23 protein-coding genes are annotated in these 20,153 nt (G+C 71.8%); 14 read left to right on the forward strand and 9 right to left on the reverse strand.

The genetic code is table 11. The features are described 5' to 3' along the window. The first annotated feature begins 14 nt into the window (after window positions 1–14). The 7 genes from sufD to MTF69_RS26375 all read left to right on the forward strand — a co-directional run bounded on the left by sufD (window position 15) and on the right by MTF69_RS26375 (window position 5,725). Window positions 15–1,193, forward strand: coding sequence for a Fe-S cluster assembly protein SufD (gene sufD, locus MTF69_RS26345; RefSeq protein WP_243338405.1), 1,179 nt, complete (start codon window positions 15–17; stop codon window positions 1,191–1,193). Continuing rightward, entirely contained in the window at window positions 1,193–1,510 is a 318-nt protein-coding gene (locus MTF69_RS26350) for a bifunctional 3-phenylpropionate/cinnamic acid dioxygenase ferredoxin subunit (RefSeq protein ID WP_243338406.1), read from the forward strand. Before sufD ends, MTF69_RS26350 begins: the two co-directional genes overlap by 1 nt. Window positions 1,511–1,517: 7 nt before the next feature. After that, window positions 1,518–2,285, forward strand: a complete 768-nt coding sequence (gene sufC, locus MTF69_RS26355) for a Fe-S cluster assembly ATPase SufC (protein WP_243338408.1) — start codon at window positions 1,518–1,520, stop codon at window positions 2,283–2,285. Beyond that, on the forward strand, window positions 2,282–3,538 hold the full coding sequence (locus tag MTF69_RS26360) for a cysteine desulfurase (protein ID WP_243338409.1): 1,257 nt from the start codon (window positions 2,282–2,284) through the stop codon (window positions 3,536–3,538). Before sufC ends, MTF69_RS26360 begins: the two co-directional genes overlap by 4 nt. 29 nt (window positions 3,539–3,567) lie before the next feature. Then, a complete protein-coding gene (gene sufU, locus MTF69_RS26365) occupies window positions 3,568–4,029 on the forward strand; it encodes a Fe-S cluster assembly sulfur transfer protein SufU (RefSeq protein WP_243338411.1) in 462 nt (153 codons plus the stop codon). Beyond that, a complete protein-coding gene (locus tag MTF69_RS26370) occupies window positions 4,026–4,370 on the forward strand; it encodes a metal-sulfur cluster assembly factor (RefSeq protein ID WP_073913993.1) in 345 nt (114 codons plus the stop codon). The genes sufU and MTF69_RS26370 overlap by 4 nt, the downstream gene beginning before the upstream one ends. Window positions 4,371–4,474: 104 nt before the next feature. Next, window positions 4,475–5,725, forward strand: coding sequence for a hypothetical protein (locus MTF69_RS26375; protein ID WP_374323865.1), 1,251 nt, complete (start codon window positions 4,475–4,477; stop codon window positions 5,723–5,725). On the opposite strand, the gene MTF69_RS26380 is transcribed toward MTF69_RS26375, so the two are convergent. Continuing rightward, the gene (locus MTF69_RS26380; RefSeq protein WP_243338413.1) at window positions 5,712–5,897 is read right to left on the reverse strand and encodes a hypothetical protein; all 186 of its coding nucleotides are present in this window, start codon (window positions 5,895–5,897) and stop codon (window positions 5,712–5,714) included. The two genes, MTF69_RS26375 and MTF69_RS26380, sit on opposite strands and share 14 nt — an antisense overlap. A gap of 514 nt (window positions 5,898–6,411) precedes the next feature. Then, a complete protein-coding gene (locus MTF69_RS26385; RefSeq protein WP_243338415.1) occupies window positions 6,412–6,561 on the reverse strand; it encodes a hypothetical protein in 150 nt (49 codons plus the stop codon). A 234-nt stretch (window positions 6,562–6,795) separates the two neighbouring features. Here MTF69_RS26385 and MTF69_RS26390 point away from each other — a divergent pair, with 234 nt between their 5' ends. The 3 genes from MTF69_RS26390 (at window position 6,796) to dapD (ending at window position 9,162) form a co-directional block, all read left to right on the forward strand. Next, window positions 6,796–7,119 (forward strand): multidrug efflux SMR transporter, encoded by a 324-nt coding sequence (locus tag MTF69_RS26390; protein WP_243338416.1) that lies wholly within the window; start codon window positions 6,796–6,798, stop codon window positions 7,117–7,119. A 136-nt stretch (window positions 7,120–7,255) separates the two neighbouring features. Further along, window positions 7,256–7,804, forward strand: a complete 549-nt coding sequence (locus tag MTF69_RS26395; RefSeq protein WP_243338418.1) for a TetR/AcrR family transcriptional regulator — start codon at window positions 7,256–7,258, stop codon at window positions 7,802–7,804. A 377-nt stretch (window positions 7,805–8,181) separates the two neighbouring features. After that, window positions 8,182–9,162 carry a 2,3,4,5-tetrahydropyridine-2,6-dicarboxylate N-succinyltransferase gene (gene dapD, locus MTF69_RS26400; RefSeq protein ID WP_243338420.1) on the forward strand — a complete coding sequence of 327 codons (981 nt, stop codon included), beginning with the start codon at window positions 8,182–8,184 and terminating at the stop codon, window positions 9,160–9,162. A gap of 131 nt (window positions 9,163–9,293) precedes the next feature. Here the strand turns inward: dapD and MTF69_RS26405 are convergent, their stop codons facing one another. The 3 genes from MTF69_RS26405 to MTF69_RS26415 form a co-directional block, all read right to left on the reverse strand. Next, on the reverse strand, window positions 9,294–9,548 hold the full coding sequence (locus MTF69_RS26405) for a hypothetical protein (protein ID WP_243338422.1): 255 nt from the start codon (window positions 9,546–9,548) through the stop codon (window positions 9,294–9,296). 157 nt (window positions 9,549–9,705) lie between these two features. Next, complete coding sequence (locus MTF69_RS26410) at window positions 9,706–10,167, reverse strand: GNAT family N-acetyltransferase (protein WP_243338423.1); 462 nt, start codon at window positions 10,165–10,167, stop codon at window positions 9,706–9,708. A 59-nt stretch (window positions 10,168–10,226) separates the two neighbouring features. Next, window positions 10,227–12,068 carry an endonuclease/exonuclease/phosphatase family protein gene (locus MTF69_RS26415; RefSeq protein ID WP_243338603.1) on the reverse strand — a complete coding sequence of 614 codons (1,842 nt, stop codon included), beginning with the start codon at window positions 12,066–12,068 and terminating at the stop codon, window positions 10,227–10,229. A gap of 336 nt (window positions 12,069–12,404) precedes the next feature. Between MTF69_RS26415 and MTF69_RS26420 the strand changes: the two genes are divergently transcribed. Both MTF69_RS26420 and MTF69_RS26425 read left to right on the forward strand, forming a co-directional pair. Next, on the forward strand, window positions 12,405–13,940 hold the full coding sequence (locus tag MTF69_RS26420) for a hypothetical protein (RefSeq protein WP_243338426.1): 1,536 nt from the start codon (window positions 12,405–12,407) through the stop codon (window positions 13,938–13,940). Between the two features lie 166 nt (window positions 13,941–14,106). Further along, window positions 14,107–15,570: an alkaline phosphatase PhoX gene (locus tag MTF69_RS26425; protein ID WP_243338427.1), complete on the forward strand. Its 1,464-nt coding sequence runs from the start codon at window positions 14,107–14,109 to the stop codon at window positions 15,568–15,570. 92 nt (window positions 15,571–15,662) lie between these two features. Here the strand turns inward: MTF69_RS26425 and MTF69_RS26430 are convergent, their stop codons facing one another. The 3 genes from MTF69_RS26430 to MTF69_RS26440 all read right to left on the reverse strand — a co-directional run bounded on the left by MTF69_RS26430 (window position 15,663) and on the right by MTF69_RS26440 (window position 17,524). Beyond that, complete coding sequence (locus MTF69_RS26430; RefSeq protein ID WP_243338429.1) at window positions 15,663–15,830, reverse strand: hypothetical protein; 168 nt, start codon at window positions 15,828–15,830, stop codon at window positions 15,663–15,665. A 102-nt stretch (window positions 15,831–15,932) separates the two neighbouring features. Next, window positions 15,933–17,204 carry a TerD family protein gene (locus tag MTF69_RS26435; RefSeq protein ID WP_243338431.1) on the reverse strand — a complete coding sequence of 424 codons (1,272 nt, stop codon included), beginning with the start codon at window positions 17,202–17,204 and terminating at the stop codon, window positions 15,933–15,935. Between the two features lie 92 nt (window positions 17,205–17,296). Then, window positions 17,297–17,524 (reverse strand): hypothetical protein, encoded by a 228-nt coding sequence (locus MTF69_RS26440; protein ID WP_243338432.1) that lies wholly within the window; start codon window positions 17,522–17,524, stop codon window positions 17,297–17,299. Window positions 17,525–17,654: 130 nt separating this feature from the next. Here MTF69_RS26440 and MTF69_RS26445 point away from each other — a divergent pair, with 130 nt between their 5' ends. Beyond that, window positions 17,655–18,101: a DUF6325 family protein gene (locus tag MTF69_RS26445; RefSeq protein ID WP_243338434.1), complete on the forward strand. Its 447-nt coding sequence runs from the start codon at window positions 17,655–17,657 to the stop codon at window positions 18,099–18,101. A 12-nt stretch (window positions 18,102–18,113) separates the two neighbouring features. Beyond that, window positions 18,114–18,479 (forward strand): SHOCT domain-containing protein, encoded by a 366-nt coding sequence (locus tag MTF69_RS26450; protein ID WP_243338435.1) that lies wholly within the window; start codon window positions 18,114–18,116, stop codon window positions 18,477–18,479. Window positions 18,480–18,507: 28 nt separating this feature from the next. Here the strand turns inward: MTF69_RS26450 and MTF69_RS26455 are convergent, their stop codons facing one another. Next, window positions 18,508–20,031 carry an aldehyde dehydrogenase (NADP(+)) gene (locus MTF69_RS26455; protein ID WP_243338437.1) on the reverse strand — a complete coding sequence of 508 codons (1,524 nt, stop codon included), beginning with the start codon at window positions 20,029–20,031 and terminating at the stop codon, window positions 18,508–18,510. Between the last annotated feature and the right edge of the window lie 122 nt (window positions 20,032–20,153).

Genomic DNA, 20,153 nt, shown 5'->3' on the forward strand with positions numbered 1-20,153 from the left:
GCAACACGACAGCCATGGCTGAGGCTCAGAACATTCCGGCGGGCTCGACCACCGCCGGCGCGATCGCGGTGGCCGCCGAGTCCACCGTCGCCACCCGGATGAGTGCCCCCCCGTCCTTCGACGTGGCGGACTTCCCCGTGCCCAACGGCCGCGAGGAGGAGTGGCGCTTCACGCCGCTCGCCCGCCTCAAGGGCCTGCACGACGGCACCGCGGTCGCCAACGGCACCATGAAGGCCCAGATCGACGCGCCCGACGTGGTCACGATCGAGTCCGTGGAGCGCGGCGACGCGCGCATCGGCAAGGCCGGCACCCCGGTGGACCGGATCGCCGCCCAGGCGTTCTCGTCCTTCGCCAAGGCCACGGTCGTGACCGTGCCCAAGGAAGCGGTGCTCACCGAGCCCGTGCGCGTCACGCTGCACGGCGAGGGCGGCACCACCTTCGGCCACACCGTCTTCGACGTGAAGGCCTTCGCCGAGGCCGTCATCGTCATCGACCACACCGGTGACGGCGTGCGCGCCGCCAACGTCGACTTCCTCGTCGGCGACGGCGCCAAGCTCACCGTCGTCTCCGTGCAGGACTGGGACGACACCGCCGTCCACTGCTCCCAGCACAACGCCCTGATCGGCCGCGACGCGACCTTCAAGTCGATCGTGGTCACCTTCGGCGGCGACGTCGTACGCCTGCACCCCCGCGTGAACTACGCGGGCCCCGGCGGCGAGGCCGAGCTGTTCGGCCTGTACTTCACGGACGCCGGCCAGCACCAGGAGCACCGTCTCCTGGTCGACCACAAGGCCCCGCACTGCAAGTCGAACGTGGTCTACAAGGGCGCGCTCCAGGGCCAGGACGCCCACGCCGTCTGGATCGGTGACGTGCTCATCGAGAAGACCGCCGAGGGCACCGACACCTACGAGATGAACCGCAACCTCGTCCTCACGGACGGCGCGCGGGTCGACTCGGTGCCGAACCTGGAGATCGAGACCGGCGAGATCGTCGGCGCCGGCCACGCCTCCGCGACCGGCCGCTTCGACGACGAGCAGCTCTTCTACCTCCAGTCCCGCGGCATTCCGGCCGACACGGCCCGCCGTCTGGTCGTGCGCGGCTTCTTCGCCGAGCTCGTGCAGCAGATCGGTGTCCCCGACATCGAAGAGCGACTGCTCGCGAAGATCGAAACCGAGCTGCAGGCGTCCGTCTGATGACCTACGTCAAGGCCTGTGCGATGAGCGAGCTGGAGGAGAACACCCCCAAGCGGGTGGAACTCGACGGCACGCCGGTGTCCATCATCTCCACCGAGGGCGAGGTGTTCGCGATCAACGACATCTGCTCGCACGCGAACGTCTCCCTCTCGGAGGGCGAGGTCGAGGACTGCCAGATCGAGTGCTGGCTGCACGGGTCGGCCTTCGACCTGCGCACCGGCAAGCCCTCCGGTCTGCCCGCGACGCGCCCCGTACCCGTATACCCCGTAAAGATCGAAGGGGACGACGTGCTCGTCTCCCTCACCCAGGAGTCCTGAGGTATCCATGGCAACGCTTGAAATCCACGACCTGCACGTCTCCGTCGAGGCCGAGCACGGCGCCCGCGAGATCCTCAAGGGCGTCGACCTCACCGTCAAGCAGGGTGAGACGCACGCCATCATGGGTCCGAACGGCTCCGGCAAGTCCACGCTGGCGTACTCGCTCGCCGGTCACCCGAAGTACACGATCACCGGTGGCACCGTCACCCTCGACGGCGAAGACGTCCTGGAGATGTCCGTCGACGAGCGCGCCCGCGCCGGCGTCTTCCTCGCCATGCAGTACCCGGTCGAGGTCCCCGGCGTCTCGGTCTCCAACTTCCTGCGCACCTCGGCCACCGCCATCCGCGGCGAGGCGCCGAAGCTGCGTACCTGGGTGAAGGAGGTCAAGGCCGCGATGGAGCAGCTCCAGATGGACCCGGCCTTCGCCGAGCGCAACGTCAACGAGGGCTTCTCCGGCGGTGAGAAGAAGCGCCACGAGATCCTGCAGCTGGAGCTCCTGAAGCCGAAGATCGCGATCCTCGACGAGACCGACTCCGGCCTGGACGTCGACGCCCTGCGTCAGGTCTCCGAAGGCGTCAACCGCGTCCGCGCGACCGGCGAGACCGGCACCCTGCTGATCACGCACTACACGCGGATCCTCCGCTACATCAAGCCCGACTTCGTCCACGTCTTCTCCGAGGGCCGCATCGCCGAGTCCGGTGGCGCCGAGCTCGCCGACAAGCTGGAGGCCGAAGGCTACGAGTCGTACAGCACGAAGGGTGGCGCGACCGCGTGACACAGCTGCCTGGCCTCCTCGACATCGAGGCGATCCGCAAGGACTTCCCCCTTCTGGATCGTGTGGTCCACGACGGGAAGAAGATCGTTTACCTGGACAACGCGGCGACTTCGCAGAAGCCGCGCCAGGTGCTCGACGCGCTGAACGAGTACTACGAGCGGCACAACGCCAACGTCCACCGCGGCGTGCACGTGCTCGCCGAGGAGGCCACGGCACTGTACGAGGGTGCTCGCGACAAGGTCGCCGCCTTCATCAACGCTCCGAGCCGCAACGAGGTGATCTTCACCAAGAACGCCTCGGAGTCGCTCAACCTGGTCGCGAACATGCTCGGCTGGGCGGACGAGCCCTACCGGGTCGACCGCGAGACCGAGATCGCCATCACGGAGATGGAGCACCACTCCAACATCGTGCCGTGGCAGCTGCTCTCGCAGCGCACCGGCGCGAAGCTGAAGTGGTTCGGCCTCACCGACGACGGCCGGCTCGACCTGTCCAACATCGAAGAGGTCATCACGGAGAAGACGAAGATCGTCTCCTTCACGCTGGTCTCCAACATCATGGGCACGGTCAACCCGACCGAGGCGATCGTCCGGCGCGCGCAGGAGGTCGGCGCGCTGGTGCTGATCGACGCGTCGCAGGCCGCGCCGCACATGCCGCTCGACGTGCAGGCGCTCGGCGCCGACTTCGTGGCCTTCACCGGTCACAAGATGTGCGGCCCGACCGGCATCGGCGTCCTCTGGGGCCGCCAGGAGCTGCTCGAGGACCTGCCGCCCTTCCTGGGTGGCGGCGAGATGATCGAAACCGTCTCGATGCACTCCTCGACGTACGCCCCGGCACCCCACAAGTTCGAGGCCGGTACGCCCCCGATCGCCCAGGCCGTCGGCCTCGGCGCGGCCGTGGACTACCTGACCGCGATCGGCATGGACAAGATCGCCGCGCACGAGCACGCGATCACCGAGTACGCGATCAAGCGCCTGGCGGAGGTCCCGGACCTGCGCATCATCGGCCCGACCACGGCCGAGGACCGCGGCGCCGCGATCTCCTTCGTGCTCGGTGACATCCACCCGCACGACGTCGGCCAGGTACTGGACGAGCAGGGCATCGCGGTCCGCGTGGGACACCACTGCGCCCGCCCGGTCTGCCTCCGGTACGGAATTCCGGCGACGACGCGAGCGTCTTTCTATCTGTACTCCTCTCCGGCCGAGGTCGACGCACTGATCGACGGGCTGGAGCACGTACGGAACTTCTTCGGATAAGACGAAGCGACGAAGGCGACGAGGGCGCAGTGAAGCTGGAATCCATGTACCAGGAGCTGATCCTGGACCACTACAAGCACCCGCGCGGGCGAGGCCTGCGCGACGGCGACGCCGAGGTGCACCACGTCAACCCGACGTGCGGTGACGAGATCACCCTGCGCGTGAAGTACGACGGCGAGACGCTCACCGACATCTCGTACGAGGGCCAGGGCTGCTCCATCAGCCAGGCCGGCGCGTCGATACTGAACGAGCTGCTCGTCGGCAAGGAGCTGGGCGAGGCGCGCAAGATCCAGGAAGTCTTCCTGGAGCTGATGCAGTCCAAGGGCAAGATCGAGCCCGACGAGGCCATGGAGGAGGTGCTGGAGGACGCGGTCGCGTTCGCCGGCGTCTCCAAGTACCCGGCCCGGGTGAAGTGTGCTCTGCTGAGCTGGATGGCCTGGAAGGACGCGACCGCCCAGGCACTGGGCGACGCCGAGAGGAAGACGGCATGACCGAGAACGCGACGCCCGAGGCGTCCATCAAGCCGGCCACCGAGGAAGAGGTCCGCGAGGCCCTCTACGACGTGGTCGACCCCGAGCTGGGCATCGACGTCGTCAACCTGGGCCTGATCTACGGCATCCACGTAGACGACGCGAACATCGCGACCCTCGACATGACCCTCACCTCGGCGGCCTGCCCGCTGACGGACGTCATCGAGGACCAGGCGAAGTCGGCTACGGACGGCATCGTCAGCGAACTGCGCATCAACTGGGTGTGGATGCCGCCGTGGGGCCCGGACAAGATCACGGACGACGGCCGCGAGCAGCTGCGCGCGCTCGGTTTCAACGTCTGACCGACGCCCGGCCCGAGAACGACGGCCGTCCTACGGCCGAGTGAACAGACGACCCCCGGCACGGGTGTGCCGGGGGTCCGCTGTTTTCCCGGCGGACGGGCCGCGTGCACCGGGAGTTGGCCACGGTGGCCGAATCTTCTCGACGCATCGCGCAGGAGGGGATACCCGCCGCCTTCCTCAAGGTCGACGTCCTCTCCTCCAGCAACCCGGCGGTCGCCGGGCCCGGCGACGTGCGCATCGGCAGGACCGGCCACGGCGACCGCGAGCTGACCGTCCGCCCGCAGGCCCAGGGCTACACCGACCTCACGCTCCGGGTGACCGGCCGCGGCGGCAGGACGGCCACGGCCACCCTCTCCTACGCCGCTTCGGCGCGGGTGGGCACCGGCGCCTTCGCCACCCGCTACCTCACGGGCTCCGCCGACTCCTCGGCCGCCGTGGACGTCGGCGGCGGCTACGCGCTGGTGGCCGACGACGAGACCAACGTGCTGCGCCTGTACGACCGTTTCCGCTCGGGCGCCCCGGTGAAGACCTGGGACCTCGGCCCCGCGCTCGGCATCAAGAAGGAAGCCGACATCGAGGCGGCCGCCCGGGTCGGCGACACGGTTTACTGGACGGGCTCGCTCGGCAACAACAAGGACGGCAAGTACAAGGCCGAGCGCAACACCGTCTTCACCACCAGGCTCACCGGGACGGGCGCCGACACCGAGATCGTCTTCGGCTCCGCGTACAAGGGCCTGCGCGAGGACCTGATCGCCTGGGACACGGCGAACGGGAACCGCTACGGCTTCGCGGCGGGCACGGCGGCCGGCAAGATCCCGAAGAGCATCGACGGCTTCAACGTGGAGGGCCTGGAGTTCGCCCCGGGTTCCAGGACCACCGCCTACCTGGGCTTCCGCGCCCCGCTGGCGCCCGCCGTGCCCGGCGGCGAGGCACTGGTCGTGCCCGTCACCAACATCGACCAGGTCGTGGCCGGCGCGGCCGAGCCGGTCTTCGGCGAGCCGATCGAGATGGACCTCGGCGGGCTCGCGATCCGTGACATCCGCAAGAACGCCGCCGACCAGTACCTGGTCCTGGCCGGCTCCTGGGCGGCGGACGACAACTCCGACCCCTACGCCCTCTACCAGTGGGACGGCGTCCCGGGCCACGCCCCGGTCAAGCGGGCCGACCTGCCGACCACCGACCCCGGCGGCTGGGAAGCCGTGGTCCGCGTCCCCGACCTGCGGGTCCCCGGCGCCGGCGTCCAGCTGATCACCGACAGCGGCTCCGCCGACCTGTACGGCGACGGCACCGAGGCCAAGGACCTCGACCACCCGGAGTGGAAGAAGTCCCGCGCGGCCTGGTTCACGCTGAACTGAGCTCCTGGGACTGCCGCTCCAGCTCCGACGCCAGGCCCTCGCGGCGCAGCCGCCGGTCTGCGTAGAGCAGGCCGGCGGTGAGCTGCGGGAAGCAGAGCAGCAGCGTCTGCGCGACCATCGCGCCGAGTGCGGTGAGGATCGCGTGCACGACGCCGACGAAGCCGCCGTCCACCGCCGGGATCAGGGGCGCGTGCGGATGGTTGATTAGCCTGGGGTTCGTGGGCGATCCGCTGATCCGTTGATCGCACCTTCGGCCGTGTCCTGGTGGCTGGGCCCTCGTTGTACGGGGCAGAACGGCCTGCCGCTTGGAGGTGGGCCCATGAGAATCCGCCCCGTGCCCAGCAAGCGACGCGGGGTCCCCGCCCCGCCCGGGTCCACACCGGGCGGAAAGCGTCCGGCGGGGAGGTTGCTGTAGCCACCGAATCGCCGCACCCAGCGGCGGCACAGGCGGCAGGCACCGCACACGATGAGCACCCGGCCGCATCCAGCGGCACGGACACGCGGCCCACCCGCAGGCGTCCACAACCTGCCCAGCACCACAAGCCGCCTTCCGCGCCGACCTGAAACCCAGGTCCGCCCAGGAATCCTGAGCTCATCAGAGACGCTGAGCGCCCCGGCGAAGGTGAACGGCAACCGGACAGCGTACGCCGCCCAGGCCTCGGTCAGGGCGGCGGCCAGGGCGCAGGTCAGCAGGGCGCCGAGCTGGCCGAGGCCTGGGCGGTGGCGAGGCGGCCCCCGTACCGGGCGAGGGCGGCGAAGGCGCCGCCGAGTATCTCGCCGGGGGTGAGCGGCCGCAGGGATATCACCCCGGGCCGGGGAGGCTGCGGAGAAGCCACCCGCCGCCCCAGGGTGTCCAAGGCCCTGTCGACCGCCCTGTCGGCAGCCGGGTCCCGTGCTGCGTCCCGTGTCCCGTATCGCGCCGCGTCCCGTGCTGGGTCATGCGGATCTCCCGTCCCCCGGTGCGCGTGCCTCGGTGCCGCGGCGCGGACACCGTAGCGGCCGGGGCCGGGAAAGTCCCGGGGACACGCGGATATGTACGGTCGTCCATAACGATGTGTACAGTCGTACGCATGCCCTACATACTGCTCGCCGCCGCCATCGCCGCAGAGGTCGCCGGTACCACCGCCATGAAGTACAGCGAGGGCTTCACCAAGCTGTGGCCCTCGCTGATCACGCTGGTGGGCTACGTCATCGCCTTCACGCTGCTCGCGCAGACGCTGAAGTCGATGTCGGTCGGGACGGCGTACGCGATCTGGGCCGGAGTGGGCACTGCGGCGATCGCAGCGATCGGCATGGTCTTCATGGGGGAGGCGGCGACGGCCGCGAAGATCGGCGGCATCGCGCTGGTGATCGCCGGGGTCGTGCTGCTGAACCTCGGGGGGACCACGCACTGATGCCCCGCCGGGGCGGCGGTGGGTGGCACTGCACGGCGGTGTGCGGCCGACCGTGCGCGGCCGTGTGTACTGTCGTACGCATGCCTTGTCAGTTGCCCACTGCCGCTGCCGCCGCCGTGACGGGAGTCGCCCGCTGATGGCCGGCTCGGTGCGCCGCTACGACCCGGACCGGCGGGACCGGATCATCGACGCGGCGATCCGGGTGGTGGGCGCCCGGGGCATCGCGGGGCTCAGCCACCGCAGCGTGGCCGCGGAGGCCGACGTACCGCTCGGCTCCACGACGTACCACTTCAAGAGCCTGGACGACCTGCTGGTCGCGGCGCTGCGGCAGGCAAACGAGGGATTCGCCCGGGCGGTGGCGGACTCGGCGGCGCTGGCCGATCCGGGTGCGGACCTGGCGGGCGCCCTGGCCGCCCTGCTGGGCGAGTTCCTGGGGGCGGACCGGGCGCGGGCGGAGCTGGAGTACGAGCTCTACCTGGCCGCCCTGCGCCGCCCCGCGCTGCGCCCCGTCGCGGCCGAATGGTGCGAGGCCGTCTCCGCGGCGCTGTCGGACCGGGTGGACCCGGCGACGGCGCGGGCGCTGGTGGCGGTGATGGACGGGATCAGCCTGCAGGTCCTGCTGACGGGGGCGGAGTACGACGAGGCGTACGCCTGCGGGATCCTGCGGCGGGTACTGCGGGCCTGACGGCGGCCTTCGCGGCGGCCCCGACGGCGGCCGGGCCGGGGCGTTCCCCCGGGCCGGGCGGCCGGGAGGCGGCCCCGGCGGGCGGTCCGGCCGGGGGTCGGGTCCCGGCGGGCGCGCCCCGCCCTACGCGCCGCGGACCGCCGCGAGGGCGGCGGCCACGCTCGCCCAGATGTCCCGGATCGGGTAGAGGCCCCGCGCCCCTCGGCGGAGCCTTGTACGGCGCCGCGCCGGGCCTGCTGTGGCCGCTGTGCGCGGTACTCGGCGCAGCCGCGGGCGGGACGGTCCTGGTCATGGGTTCGCGCGGGGCGCGGCGACGCGAGCGCCCGGCACATGAGACCGGTTCGCGACCGCGGGCCGTCGCCGGTTAGGTTTCGGGCATGACTGCTACGCGTACCACCGGCGCCGTCGCCGCCGGACTTGCCACCATCACCGCCGACGGCACCGTCCTCGACACCTGGTTCCCCGCCCCCCAGCTGGTCGCCGAGCCCGGCCCGGCCGGCACCGAGCGCCTCACCGCCGAACAGGCCGTCGAGCTGCTGGGCGCCACCGCGCCCAAGGCGATCCGCCAGGACGCGGTCCGCGGCGTCGAGGTCGTAGCCGTCCGCACCGTGATCGCCTCCCTGGAGGACAAGCCGCTGGACGCGCACGACGCGTACCTGCGCCTGCACCTGCTCAGCCACCGCCTGGTCAAGCCGCACGGCCAGAACCTGGACGGCGTCTTCGGCCTGCTGGCCAACGTCGCCTGGACCTCGCTGGGCCCGGTCGCGATCGACCAGGTCGAGACGGTCCGCCTGAACGCACGCGCCGAGGGCCTGCACCTCCAGGTCACCTCGATCGACAAGTTCCCGCGGATGACGGACTACGTCGCCCCCAAGGGCGTGCGCATCGCCGACGCGGACCGTGTCCGCCTCGGCGCGCACCTCGCCGAGGGCACCACCGTCATGCACGAGGGCTTCGTCAACTTCAACGCCGGCACCCTGGGCACCTCCATGGTCGAGGGCCGGATCTCCGCGGGCGTCGTGGTCGGCGACGGCTCCGACATCGGCGGCGGCGCGTCCACCATGGGCACCCTGTCGGGCGGCGGCAAGCAGATCATCTCGATCGGCGAGCGCACCCTGATCGGCGCCGAGGCGGGCGTCGGCATCGCGCTGGGTGACGAGTGCGTCGTCGAGGCGGGCCTGTACGTGACCGCGGGCACCCGCGTCACCCTGCCGGACGGCCAGATCGTCAAGGCCCTGGAGCTCTCGGGCGCCAACAACATCCTCTTCCGCCGCAACTCGGTCACCGGCGCCGTCGAGGCCCGCCCGTACAAGGCGGCCTGGGGCGGCCTGAACGAGGTCCTCCACAGCCACAACTGACCGACCCCGGTCCCGTCGTAACGTGCCGGTGCCCTCCCACCCCGACGGGGTGGGAGGGCACCGTGCGTGGTGAGCTCCCTCCCGCCCCGAGCGGGGGAGGGAGCTCGCCTACGTGGCTCCGCACGGCGGCGTCAGCGCAGGGGGATGGTGCGGACCAGGCCGGCGAAGGCCTGCTGCTCCGCCTCGGTCAGTTCCACCGACTCCATCGGGTGGCCGGCGGTGCCGCGCTGGGCGGGGATGACCGAGAGGCCTTCGAAGGTGCCTGGCTCCGGGTGGTGGAAACGGCTGTCCCACAGCATGTGGCCGAGGCCGATCAGCCAGACGGCGGCGGCCACGAGCAGGACGGCGATGCCGATTTCCTGAGCGAGGGAGATGGAGGGGAACACGCGGTCCTCCAAAGGAGTGCTGGAGTGCGGTACAAGATCGGGCGTGGGGACACTCAACACCAGAACCGCCCGAATGGGTAGGGATGTGCTGAGCGTCACGCCAGGGCCAAAGGTCCCGTCCTTGGCTCCGACGGCCCCGACCGCCCGCCCCTCCCGGTCAGGCCAGCGGCAGCTTGAAGCCCTCGTGGCTCCGGGCGTAGCCCAGCCGCTCGTAGAAGCGGTGCGCGGCGCTGCGCCGCTTGTTGCTGGTGAGCTGCATCAGGCCGCAGCCGCGCTCGCGGGCCCGGTCCGCCGCCAGCTCCATCAGGCGGGCCCCGAGCCCGCCGCCCCGCCGGTCCGCGCGGATCCGTACCGCCTCCACCAGGGCCCGCTCCCGCCCGCCCTGGCCGAGGCCCGGGACGTACGTCAGCTGTAGGCAGCCGACGAGGTCCCCGTCCTCCTCCAGGACCAGCATCTCGTTGCGCGGGTCCGCATCGATCGCGGCGAAGGCCAGCTCGTGGGCCTCGGAGACCGGCTCGGCGGCCGGAGCCCCGGCCTCGGTCCCGGCCGGGTCGTCGTCCTGGGCCAGCAGGGCGAGTACGGCGGGCAGGTCCTGACGCGTTGCGGTGCGGAAGATCATGCGCGGATCATGCCAAAGGGGCCGGGCGGCGGTGCGGCCCGGCCCCTTCGGCGGCGCCGCTACGGGCGGAAGCGCACGATCTGCGGGTCGTGGTCGCTGTTCTGGTCCGAGAACTCCGCGTTGATGTGCACGCTGTCGTACGTGAACTTCTTGATCCCCGGGCTGGTCAGGATCTGGTCCAGCACCTGTGCGTTGCCCTGGAAGACGTACGAGTAACGCTCCGACTTCGGCAGCGACTTGATCGCCGGGTACAGTGCCCCGCCGTCCGCCAGCGCGTTCGTCGTCGCCGAGAACTCGAAGTCGTTGATGTCACCGACGACGAGGACGTTCGCGTTCTTCTCGGCCGCCAGGATGTCCTTGACGAAGCCGTTCACCGCCTGCGCCTGGAGCAGCCGCTTCGCCTCCGACTTGCGCACCGGCGGCTGGTGGTGCGAGGTCAGGCCCTCGTCGCCGCCCTTCGAGCCGAAGTGGTTGGCGATGACGAAGACGGTCTTGCCGCGGAAGACGAACTCGCCGGCCAGCGGCTTGCGGCTGTCCACCCACGCCGGGTTCGCCGGGTCGATCCGGCCGGGGGAGTGGGTCAGGGCGGCCTTGCCGTTCTCCTGCACCACACCGGTCGCCGTCACGGCGTCGCCCGGGGCGCGCTCGGTGAAGGAGACCCGCGCCGGGTTGAAGAGGAACACCTGACGGATGTTGCCGCCGGGCTCTCCGCCGTCCTTCTTGTCCTCCGGGTTGATGGTCCGCCACTGGTAGGCCGGGCCGCCCGCGGCCGTGATCGCCTCGGTGAACTTCGTCAGCGTGGCCTCGGCCGAGACCGTGCCGTCGTTCTTGGCGCCGTTGTCGTCCTGGATCTCCTCCAGGGCGAGGATGTCGGGGGAGGCGAGGTTCTCGACGACCGCCTTCGCCAGGTTGTCGAACTTCTCCTGCGGGTCGGACGGGTCGAGGTTCTCGACGTTGTACGTGGCCACCGCGAGCTCGCCCGCGGCCTGCGCCTTGGTTTTCTCCGGGGCGAGGGTGCCCGCCTTGACCGTGCCGAGCGTACGGGCCACCAGGGTGTAGCCGCCGAACTGGTTGAAGTCCAGCGGGCCTTCGGTGCGGCCGGTCAGCTTGTCGCCGACGTTGGCCACCGGGAACGGCTGCTGCGCGAGGGGCGCGAGCTGCTGGATCTGGAGGCGGCCGGTGTTCTGCGAGTCGTACGAACCGTAGAGCGTGCCGCCGCGCTTGGTGTTGTTCTCCCAGCCCTTAACCGTCACCCACAGCTCCGCGTACGGGTCGGTGGCGCCGACCACGCGCGAGGTGCCGATCGCGATGTTCATGCCCTCCAGGGACTCGTAGTGGTCCAGGGCGTAGCGCGAGGGCTCCAGGGTCAGGCCGTTGATGCTGCCGGCGGCGGCCGGGTCGCCGTCCGGGGCGTAAGCGCAGGGGACCGAGTACTCGTTGACGGCGGTGGCCGTGGGCACCGCGTTGCCGGAGGAGACCACGGTCACGACGGGCTTGGAGATCTGGGTGACCGACTGGTTGCCGGAGGAGACGCCGCCGGGGACGTACTCGCCGACCAGGCCGGAGACCGTGACGGCGTCGCCGACCGCGACGGTCGGGACCGAGCTGGTGAAGACGAACACGCCCTCGCTGGTGGCGTCGTCGTCGTCCGTGTCGGGGTCCTGGATCCAGAAGCCGCGCGAACCGTACGTACGAACGCCCGTGACGACGCCCGCCACATCGGTGACCTGCTTGCCGACCAGCGGGGATATCCGGGTGGTGCCCTGGATGTCGTGGATGCGTATCGGATCGGCGGACACGGCGCCTTCGGCCGCGTCGGCGGTGCCCGCGAGCAGGCCGGTGGCCAGCGCGGTGGCGACGAGGGCCGCGACGGCGGCGGAACGGGGATGCGAGGAGCGCATGGGCGGGAACTCCGGTGTGTGGAGGAGGAAGCAGATATCTACGCGCGTCAATTTCCTTCGTGACCGGCGAAGTTGTCAAGCCCTACAGGGGATACGCAGGTTGACTGTGGGATGAACCAAAGGGGAGAGGCCGCGGGGTGCGCCCGAAATGCGTCTACTCTGGGGCGCCGTACGACCCGCACGCGTACCACCGGTGCGCGAACTACCCGCACGCGTACCACCGGTGCGCGAACTACCCGCACGCGTACCACCGGTGCGCGAACTACCCGCACGCGAACCACCCCGACCCGAACCACCCGTACCCGAACCACCCGTGCCCGCGAGGAGAACCGCCCCATGTCCGCAGACTCGCACCCCACGCTGCCGCCGGTACGGCTGCTGCCCGACGCGGAACTGGCCCGCGAGGCCCTGGCCGCCCCGCTGTTCGCCCGCGCCGTGCGCCTCGCCCGCTGGGCCGGACCGGACACCCGTGTGGACACCGGTGGCGAGCTCGTCGCCGGGCAGCTGCCCGAGGCCGTGGCCCTGCTGGGCCTCGACCCCGCCGACGAGGACTCCGCCGCCCACGCGAGCCAGGCCTGGCGGGTGGCCGTCGACACCGGCCTCGTCGACGTCACCGAACCGGAGGAGGACGGCTCCGCCGGCGGGGAAGGGGCCGAGGAGGAGGGGGAGTTCGGCACCGCCGAGCCCGGCGAGGACCTGGCCCTGGTGACCGGCGGAACCCCGGGCGACGTGCTCGACCTGTGGCTGGCCGCCCTGGACACCGTCCTCGCCGACGCGGCGGTGCCCGCCCTGGACGACCTCGTCGACGCCCTCGACGCGGGAGGCGAGATCGACTTCGACCAGCTCGACTGGAACCCGCGCCGCGAGGCCGACTTCCTCGACGGGGTCCTCGCCAACCTCTACCTGCTCGCCGTCACCGAAGGCGGCACGGCCGACGGCCCGGTGCCGCTCCCGGTGCTCGCCGCCTCGATGGTGGTGCCGGACGACATGGGTGATCCCACCGACGCCGTACTGGAGCAGGTCTCGGACGCGATGATGCGCCTCGACGACCAGTTCCGGCAGCTGGAGCCGATCGGGCTGGTCGAGTTCCGCCCCGTCGACGAGGACCTGATGGCGGAGGCCGAGGACGAGGAGTTCCTCGCGAGCGCGGGCGGGGGCGCCGCCCCCGACGAGGACGACGTCGCCCGGTACGGGCTGGTACGGCTGACCCCGCTCGGGCTGTACGGGATCCGGGCCCGCATGCTGGAAGCGGGCGTCGAGGCCCCGGCCGTCGGCGAACTGGCGGACAAGGGCGCGGACGTGCTGCTCGACGTGGTCTCCCACTACTCCGAGGCCGCCGCCCAGGCCGAGATCGAAGAGTGGCTGGCCGGCCGCCCCGTACCCGAAGCCGTCACGGAACTGCTCGCCGCGGCGCGCGGCGCCGATGCGGACGCCCCGCTGCGCCGGCTGCGCTGCCAGCAGGCCCTGGCGCCGGCCGGAGCGGAGGCCGAGCCGGCCGTCCGCGCGGTCCTGGACGACGCGGAGCTCGGCGGACTCGCCCGGGTCTGGCTGGCCGAGCGCGGGGTGGCCGACGTACCGGCGCCGGACCAGGAGATGGTGTTCTGGCTGACGGTCGACACGATCGCGGCGCAGCTCGCCACGGGCGGCGGGAGCGGCGGGGGAGCCGAGGGCGGGGAGGGTGCCGAGGCGGAGCTGCCGCTCCTGATCGAATCGCTGACCGCCCATCACGCCGGGTTCTTCGAGCAGGCCTGGCGGGTGGAGCACCCGGCGACGGCCCACGTGCTGGAGGCGATGGGGCGGCTGCACCCCGACAAGAAGGCCGCCAAGGAGGCCCGGAAGGCCGCGTTCAAGGCGCGTTCGCGCGGCGTGTGAGGCGGCGGTAACCAGCCGTTCCCGAAAGGGACTCGGCCAACGCGGTCACCGGTCAAGGGGTCGGTCCGTATTCCCGGGTAGTTCAGTCGGCGTTCACGTGCGGGCGGGAGCGTGTGCGCCGACGACCGCACGACAGGCGCACCACCTCCCCACCCCTGGAGACCCGATGCCGCTCAGCCGCAGAGATTTCACCACCCGCACCGCACTCGCGGGTGCGGGAGTCGCGCTCACCGGAACGGTCGGCGCCCTCGCCACGGCCCCCGGGGCCCTCGCCGCGGACGACGGCGCGCCGCAGGACGCGGGTCGTGAACAGGGTCAGGGCAGCCACGGCCACGGCCACGGTTGCGGCTATGGCCCGCTCGTGTCAGACCCGGCCGGCATCCTGGCCCTCCCCGCCGGATTCGCCTACCGCGTGATCACCCACAGCGGTGTCACCGCGCTCGAGTCGGGCGAGAGCACCCCGTCCAACCACGACGGCACGGCCGCCTTCGAGGGCCACCGGGGAGTCACCCTCCTCGTCAACAACCACGAGCTGAAGGGCCCGCGCACGAACTGGACGCACCCCGTCCCGCTCACCGAGGGCCTCGTCTACGACCCGGCCGCGGCCGGTGGCTGCACGGTCGTCGAGGTCCGGCGCGGCGGCGAGGTCGCCGAATGGGTGGGCATCTCCGGTACGTCGACCAACTGCGCGGGCGGCTCCACCCCCTGGAACACCTGGCTGACCTGCGAGGAGAACTCGGACCTCGCCGGCAAGAACGGCATGACCAAGGACCACGGCTACGTCTTCGAGGTCGACCCGCACGACCGCCGCGCCAACCTCGACCCGAAGCCGGTCAAGGCGTTCGGGCGCTATGACCACGAGGCCGTGGTCATCGACCCGCGCCAGGGCCACGCCTACCTCACCGAGGACGCCTCCAACCCCAACGGGCTGCTCTTCCGCTGGACCCCGCCGAGCGGCTTCCGCCACGGGCGCGGCAAGCTCCGTACCCTCGCCGACGACGCCGGTGTGCTGGCGGCCGCGAAGTGCTTCGACAGTGCGGGGCTGTTCGTCGACGACCTCTCGCGGGCGACGAAGATCGGGACCACCTACGGGGTGGACTGGGTGCCGGTCCCGGACCGCGACGGGCGCACCGTGGCGGTGCGCAAGCAGTTCGGCGAGGCGGCCGTGACCCGTGCGCGCAAGCTGGAGGGCATGTGGTGGGCCGACGGCGGGGCGTACTTCGTCTCCTCCTACGCCCGCGCGGAGAGCCCGGGCGCGGCGCACGACGGCCAGGTGTGGTTCTACGACCCCAAGCGGCGCACGGTGCGGCTGCAGGTCCTGCTCGGGGTGAACGCCGACCCGTCGGCGGACGGCGGGTACGACGGCCCGGACAACATCACGGTCTCCCCGTACGGCGGTGTGATCATCGCCGAGGACGGCTCGGGGCTGCAGCACCTGTTCGGAGCGACCGAGTCGGGTCGTACGTACCCGCTGGCCCGCAACGAGATGAACCTGGGGACGGCCGAGGAGCCGGAGTACTCGGAGTTCGCGGGCGTCTGCTTCTCGCCGGACGGGCGGACGCTGTTCGTCAGCATCCAGGACCCGGGCATCATGCTGGCCGTCACGGGACCGTGGCGGCGCCGGCGCTGATCCGCGAGCGGCGGACATGAGAAGAGCCGCCGGGCCTTCGGGCCCGGCGGCTCTTCTCGTCGTCTCACCTGTTCGTCTGTTCGTCTGTTCGTTTACTGAGCTTCGGCGCGGCTGGCCGCGGCCCACTCTTCGAGGAGGAACTCGTACGCCTCGGAGGGCCACTCGCCGTCCACCCGGCTCTCGACGAGCTGCCGGATCGCCTCGTTCGCCTCGGCGGCGGACGGGCGCGCGGGGCCCGCGGGCTGGAGTGTCTGGTGCATGGTTCCAAGGCTACGGGCGGGCACTGACAGCCACCTCCGCATTAAGGGTGGAACAGATCACCCGGGGAGGGTGTCCGTCGCTCCATGTGCCCGCTCACCTGCTCAGAGTGCCTGCGCGGCCGGTTTGACCATGCCCCGCACTGTGCGCGACTTCACAAACTCGCCCATGGCCGTCATCTCCCATTCGCCGGAGAACTGCTTGATCAGCTTGGCCATCATCACGCCGGTCTGCGGCTCGGCGCTGGTGAGGTCGAAGCGGACCAGCTCCTCGTTGGTCGCGGCGTCGATGAGGCGGCAGTAGGCCTTGGCCACCTCGGTGAACTTCTGGCCGGAGAAGGAGTTGACCGTGAAGACGAGGCCCGTCGCGTCCGCGGGGAGCCGGCCGAGGTCCACGACGATCACCTCGTCGTCGCCCGCGCCCTCGCCGGTGAGGTTGTCGCCCGAGTGCTTGACCGACCCGCCCAGGATGGACAGCTTGCCGAAGTAGCAGCTGTCGATGTGGTTGCGCTGCGGGCCGTACGCGATGACCGAGGCGTCCAGGTCGATGTCCCGGCCGCGGAACGCGGGCTCCCAGCCGAGGCCCATCTTGACCTGGGAGAGCAGCGGGCGGCCGCCCTTGACCAGGGACACGGTCTGGTTCTTCTGGAGGCTGACCCGGCCCTTGTCGAGGTTGATCTTCCCGGCGCCGGGGGCGGCAGCCGCGACCGGCGCGGGGGCGACCGGTGCGGGAGCGACCGGTGCGGGCGCCGGGGTCGCTCCGGGTGCGCCGCTGGTGAGCCAGGGCGAGGCTGCGTACGTGGGCGGCGCCGGGGGAGCCGGGGGCGCGGGCGGTGCGGGCGGGGCGACGGGGGCCGGGGCGGCGGCGGCCGCCGGAGCCGGCTCGTCCTCCACCGAGACGCCGAAGTCGGTCGCGATGCCGGCGAGGCCGTTCGCGTACCCCTGGCCGACCGCGCGCACCTTCCACACGCCGCCGCGCTGGTAGACCTCGACGACCACCAGGGCGGTCTCGGTGCCGAGCTGCGGCGGGGTGAAGGCGGAGATCACCGCTCCGCTGCCGGCGTCCCGGACGGTGGCGGTGGGCTCGATGCCCTGGAAGGTCTGGCCCGCGGCGTCCGGGCTGGCGGTGATGACGATCCGCTCGATGCCGGGCGGGACCGAACCGGTGTCCACGGTGATCGAGTCCGGCGCCGTGCCGCCGCCCGAGCGGTAGGTGACGCCGGGGCCGGACGGCTGGTTGAAGAAGATGAAATCGGCGTCGGAACGCACCTTGCCGTCGGCGGCGAGGAGCAGCGCGGACACGTCGAGCCGCACCGGGGCAGCCACGTCGACCGTCACGCGGACGGCATCGAGCGGCAGGTTGGAACCAGGGGTCATAGCGGTCATGCCGGGAGAACGACCGAGGTGGCTTTGCCGTTCCCTTGCTTTCACCCGGTTTCCCGTTTCTTCACTCTCGCCCCGCCCGCGCCTCAGACGCGGCCCCGGTTGCGGGGGTGGTTCCTGGCGGTCCGTTCGTTGCCGAACTTGTAGGAGCCGGTCCAGCGCGCCATGACGAGCTGGGCGTCGCCGGCTTCGACCTCGGCCAGGAACGCGGCGGCGCGCCCGCCCCGGAGGGTGGCCGCGGACCGGCCCTGGTGGTGGATGACGACACTCTGGTCGCCCCGTTGTTCGTACGAGAATCCGTGAGGTTTCGGCATGGGCCGAGGGTGCCGTCCCCGGGCGGCGGCCTGCAACGCAATTCCTCGACCCGCGTCGCGATGCGGTGCCAGCCCTGCCGAGTAAGATCCCTTTTGCGGTGATTTCATGCGCTACGGAAGAGGTTTGCTCATGCCTGCTGGTGCAGCTCTTACGGTCGAATCGATCGGCCCGGTGGACGTCGCCGTGGTCACCTTCGACGGCAATCGGTTCAACGGCGATGTCGCCCCGGCCCTGCGCGAACTCCAGGAGAGCGGAGTGGTGCGCATCCTCGACCTCACGTTCGTCCGCAAGGAGCGGGACGGCGCGGTGTCCGTGGTGGAGCTCGCCGACTCCGAGGTGGCCGATCAGTTCGAGCGGGTCCTCGGCGAGGAGTTCGACCTGCTGAGCGACGAGGATCTGGAGACCGTGGCGCAGGGCCTCGCCCCGGAGTCCTCCGCGCTGGTGGTGGTGTGGGAGAACGCCTGGGCCACGCGCCTGGCCTCGGCGGTACGGGAGTCCAACGGGCAGGTGCTCTTCATGGAACGCATTCCACGGGACGGCGTCGAACGAGCCGTCGCCGCACTGACCGAGAAGTAGGGGAGGAGAGACATGCGTCGACGCATGGGGCGCCCGGGACTGCTGGGAGCGATGGCCCGTACGGCGGTGGTGGCGGGAACGGCCACCGCGGTCTCCGGCAGGATGCAGCGGGGCCAGGCCGAGCGCAGCGCGCAGCAGCAGGCGGCGGCGGACGCCGAGCAGCAGGCCCTCGTCAACCAGGCGGCGGCCCAGGCGGCCGCGCAGCAGCAGGCCTGGCAGCAGGCGCAGCAGACGCAGCAGGCCCAGCAGCCGGCCGCCGCGCCGGCTCCCGCGGTCGACCGGGTCGGCCAGCTCACCGCGCTGGCCGAACTGAAGGCCCAGGGCCTGCTCACCGACGAGGAGTTCGCGGCGGAGAAGGCCCGGGTCCTGAGCGCCTGACCCCGCCGCGCCTCCCTGGCAGCCCGGCCTAGCCTCCCGTGACCCGTCGCGGGAGGTTCAGGGGGTTGGCCTCGCGGAGTTCCGCCGGGAGCAGGGCGTCCGGCACCGACTGGTAGGCCACCGGGCGCAGCCAGCGCTCGATCGCGGTGCCGCCGACCGAGGTGGAGTGGGAGGTCGCCGCCGGGTAGGGGCCGCCGTGGTGCTGGGCCGGAGCCACCGCCACACCGGTCGGCCAGCCGTTGACCAGGACCCGGCCCGCCAGCGTCGTGACCTGGGAGATCAGCTCCGCCGCCGGACCCGGGCCGCCGTCCGCCTCGGCGGCCGACAGCTGCAGGGTCGCGGTGAGGTTTCCGGGGAGCCGCCCGAGCAGGGCGGCGGCCTCGTCCTGGCCGGCGTACCGGGCCACCACGGTGACGGGGCCGAAGCACTCCTCCAGGAGCACCTCGTAGGGCCCGCCCTCCAGCAGGGTCCGCGCGGGCACGCTCAGGAAGCCCGCGCCGACGGTGTGCTCGCCGCCCGCGCCGGGGGTGACGGGCGCGTCGACCCCGGGCAGCGCGGCGCGTTCGCGGACCCCGGCGACGAAGTTGTCCCGCATCCGGTGGTCGAGGAGCACCCCGGGCTCGGTCTTCACGAGGGCATCGGAGAGGGCACCCGCGAGCCGGTCCCCGTCCGCGCCCTCGGGTACGAGGACCAGGCCGGGCTTGACGCAGAACTGGCCGACGCCGAGCGTGACCGAGCCGGCCAGCCCGCCGCCGATCTCCTCGGCGCGCTCGGCGGCGGCCGCCGGGGTGACCACGACCGGGTTCAGGGAACCGAGCTCCCCGTGGAAGGGGATCGGTACGGGCCGTGCGGCGGCGGCGTCGAACAGGGCCCGCCCGCCCCGGATGGACCCGGTGAACCCGGCGGCGCTGACCAGCGGGTGCCGGATCAGCTCCAGGCCCGCGTCGAAGCCGTGGACCACGGCGACGACCTCGGCCGGCAGCCCGGCGGCGACGGCGGCCCGGCGCAGCAGCGAGGCGCACAGCTCGGAGGTGGCCGGGTGGTCGGGGTGCGCCTTGACCACGACCGGGCAGCCCGCGGCCAGCGCGCTGGCGGTGTCGCCGCCGGGCACGGAGAAGGCGAGGGGGAAGTTGGAGGCGGCGTAGACCGCGACCACGCCCAGCGCCACCTTGTAGCGGCGCAGTTCGGGGCGGGGCGGGGCGGTGGTGGGATCGGCGCGGTCGATGCGGACGTCGAGGTAGGAGCCCTCGTCCACGGCGTCGGCGAAGGCGCGGAACTGGCCCGTGGTGCGGGCGAGCTCCCCGGTGAGCCGGCCGGGGCCGAGCGCCGTCTCGGCGTCGGCGGCCTCGATGACGTGGGCGGCCGCCTCGTCGAGCAGATCGGCGGCGGCGCGCAGGAAGGCGGCGCGCCGCGCGGCGTCGGCCAGCGAGCCGCGGGCGGCGTGGGCCGCGCGCACGGCTTCGTCCACCTCCCGGGGTGTGGCCTCCACCGCAACCTGCTCGCGGTGCTTCCCGGTGCGGGGGTCCACACTCCAGACTGGTGTTGCTGCCATGGCGAACTGCCTCCTGGATCTACGCTGACCCGCGCGGATGCGTTCAGTATTGTGAACGCTGTTCCGTTGGATGAATGATCACATCCACCGTGGACTCTATTTCCGTGTCTTCCGGGTTGACA

Source organism: Streptomyces sp. AP-93 (genome assembly GCF_022808175.1).
Lineage (GTDB): Bacteria > Actinomycetota > Actinomycetes > Streptomycetales > Streptomycetaceae > Streptomyces.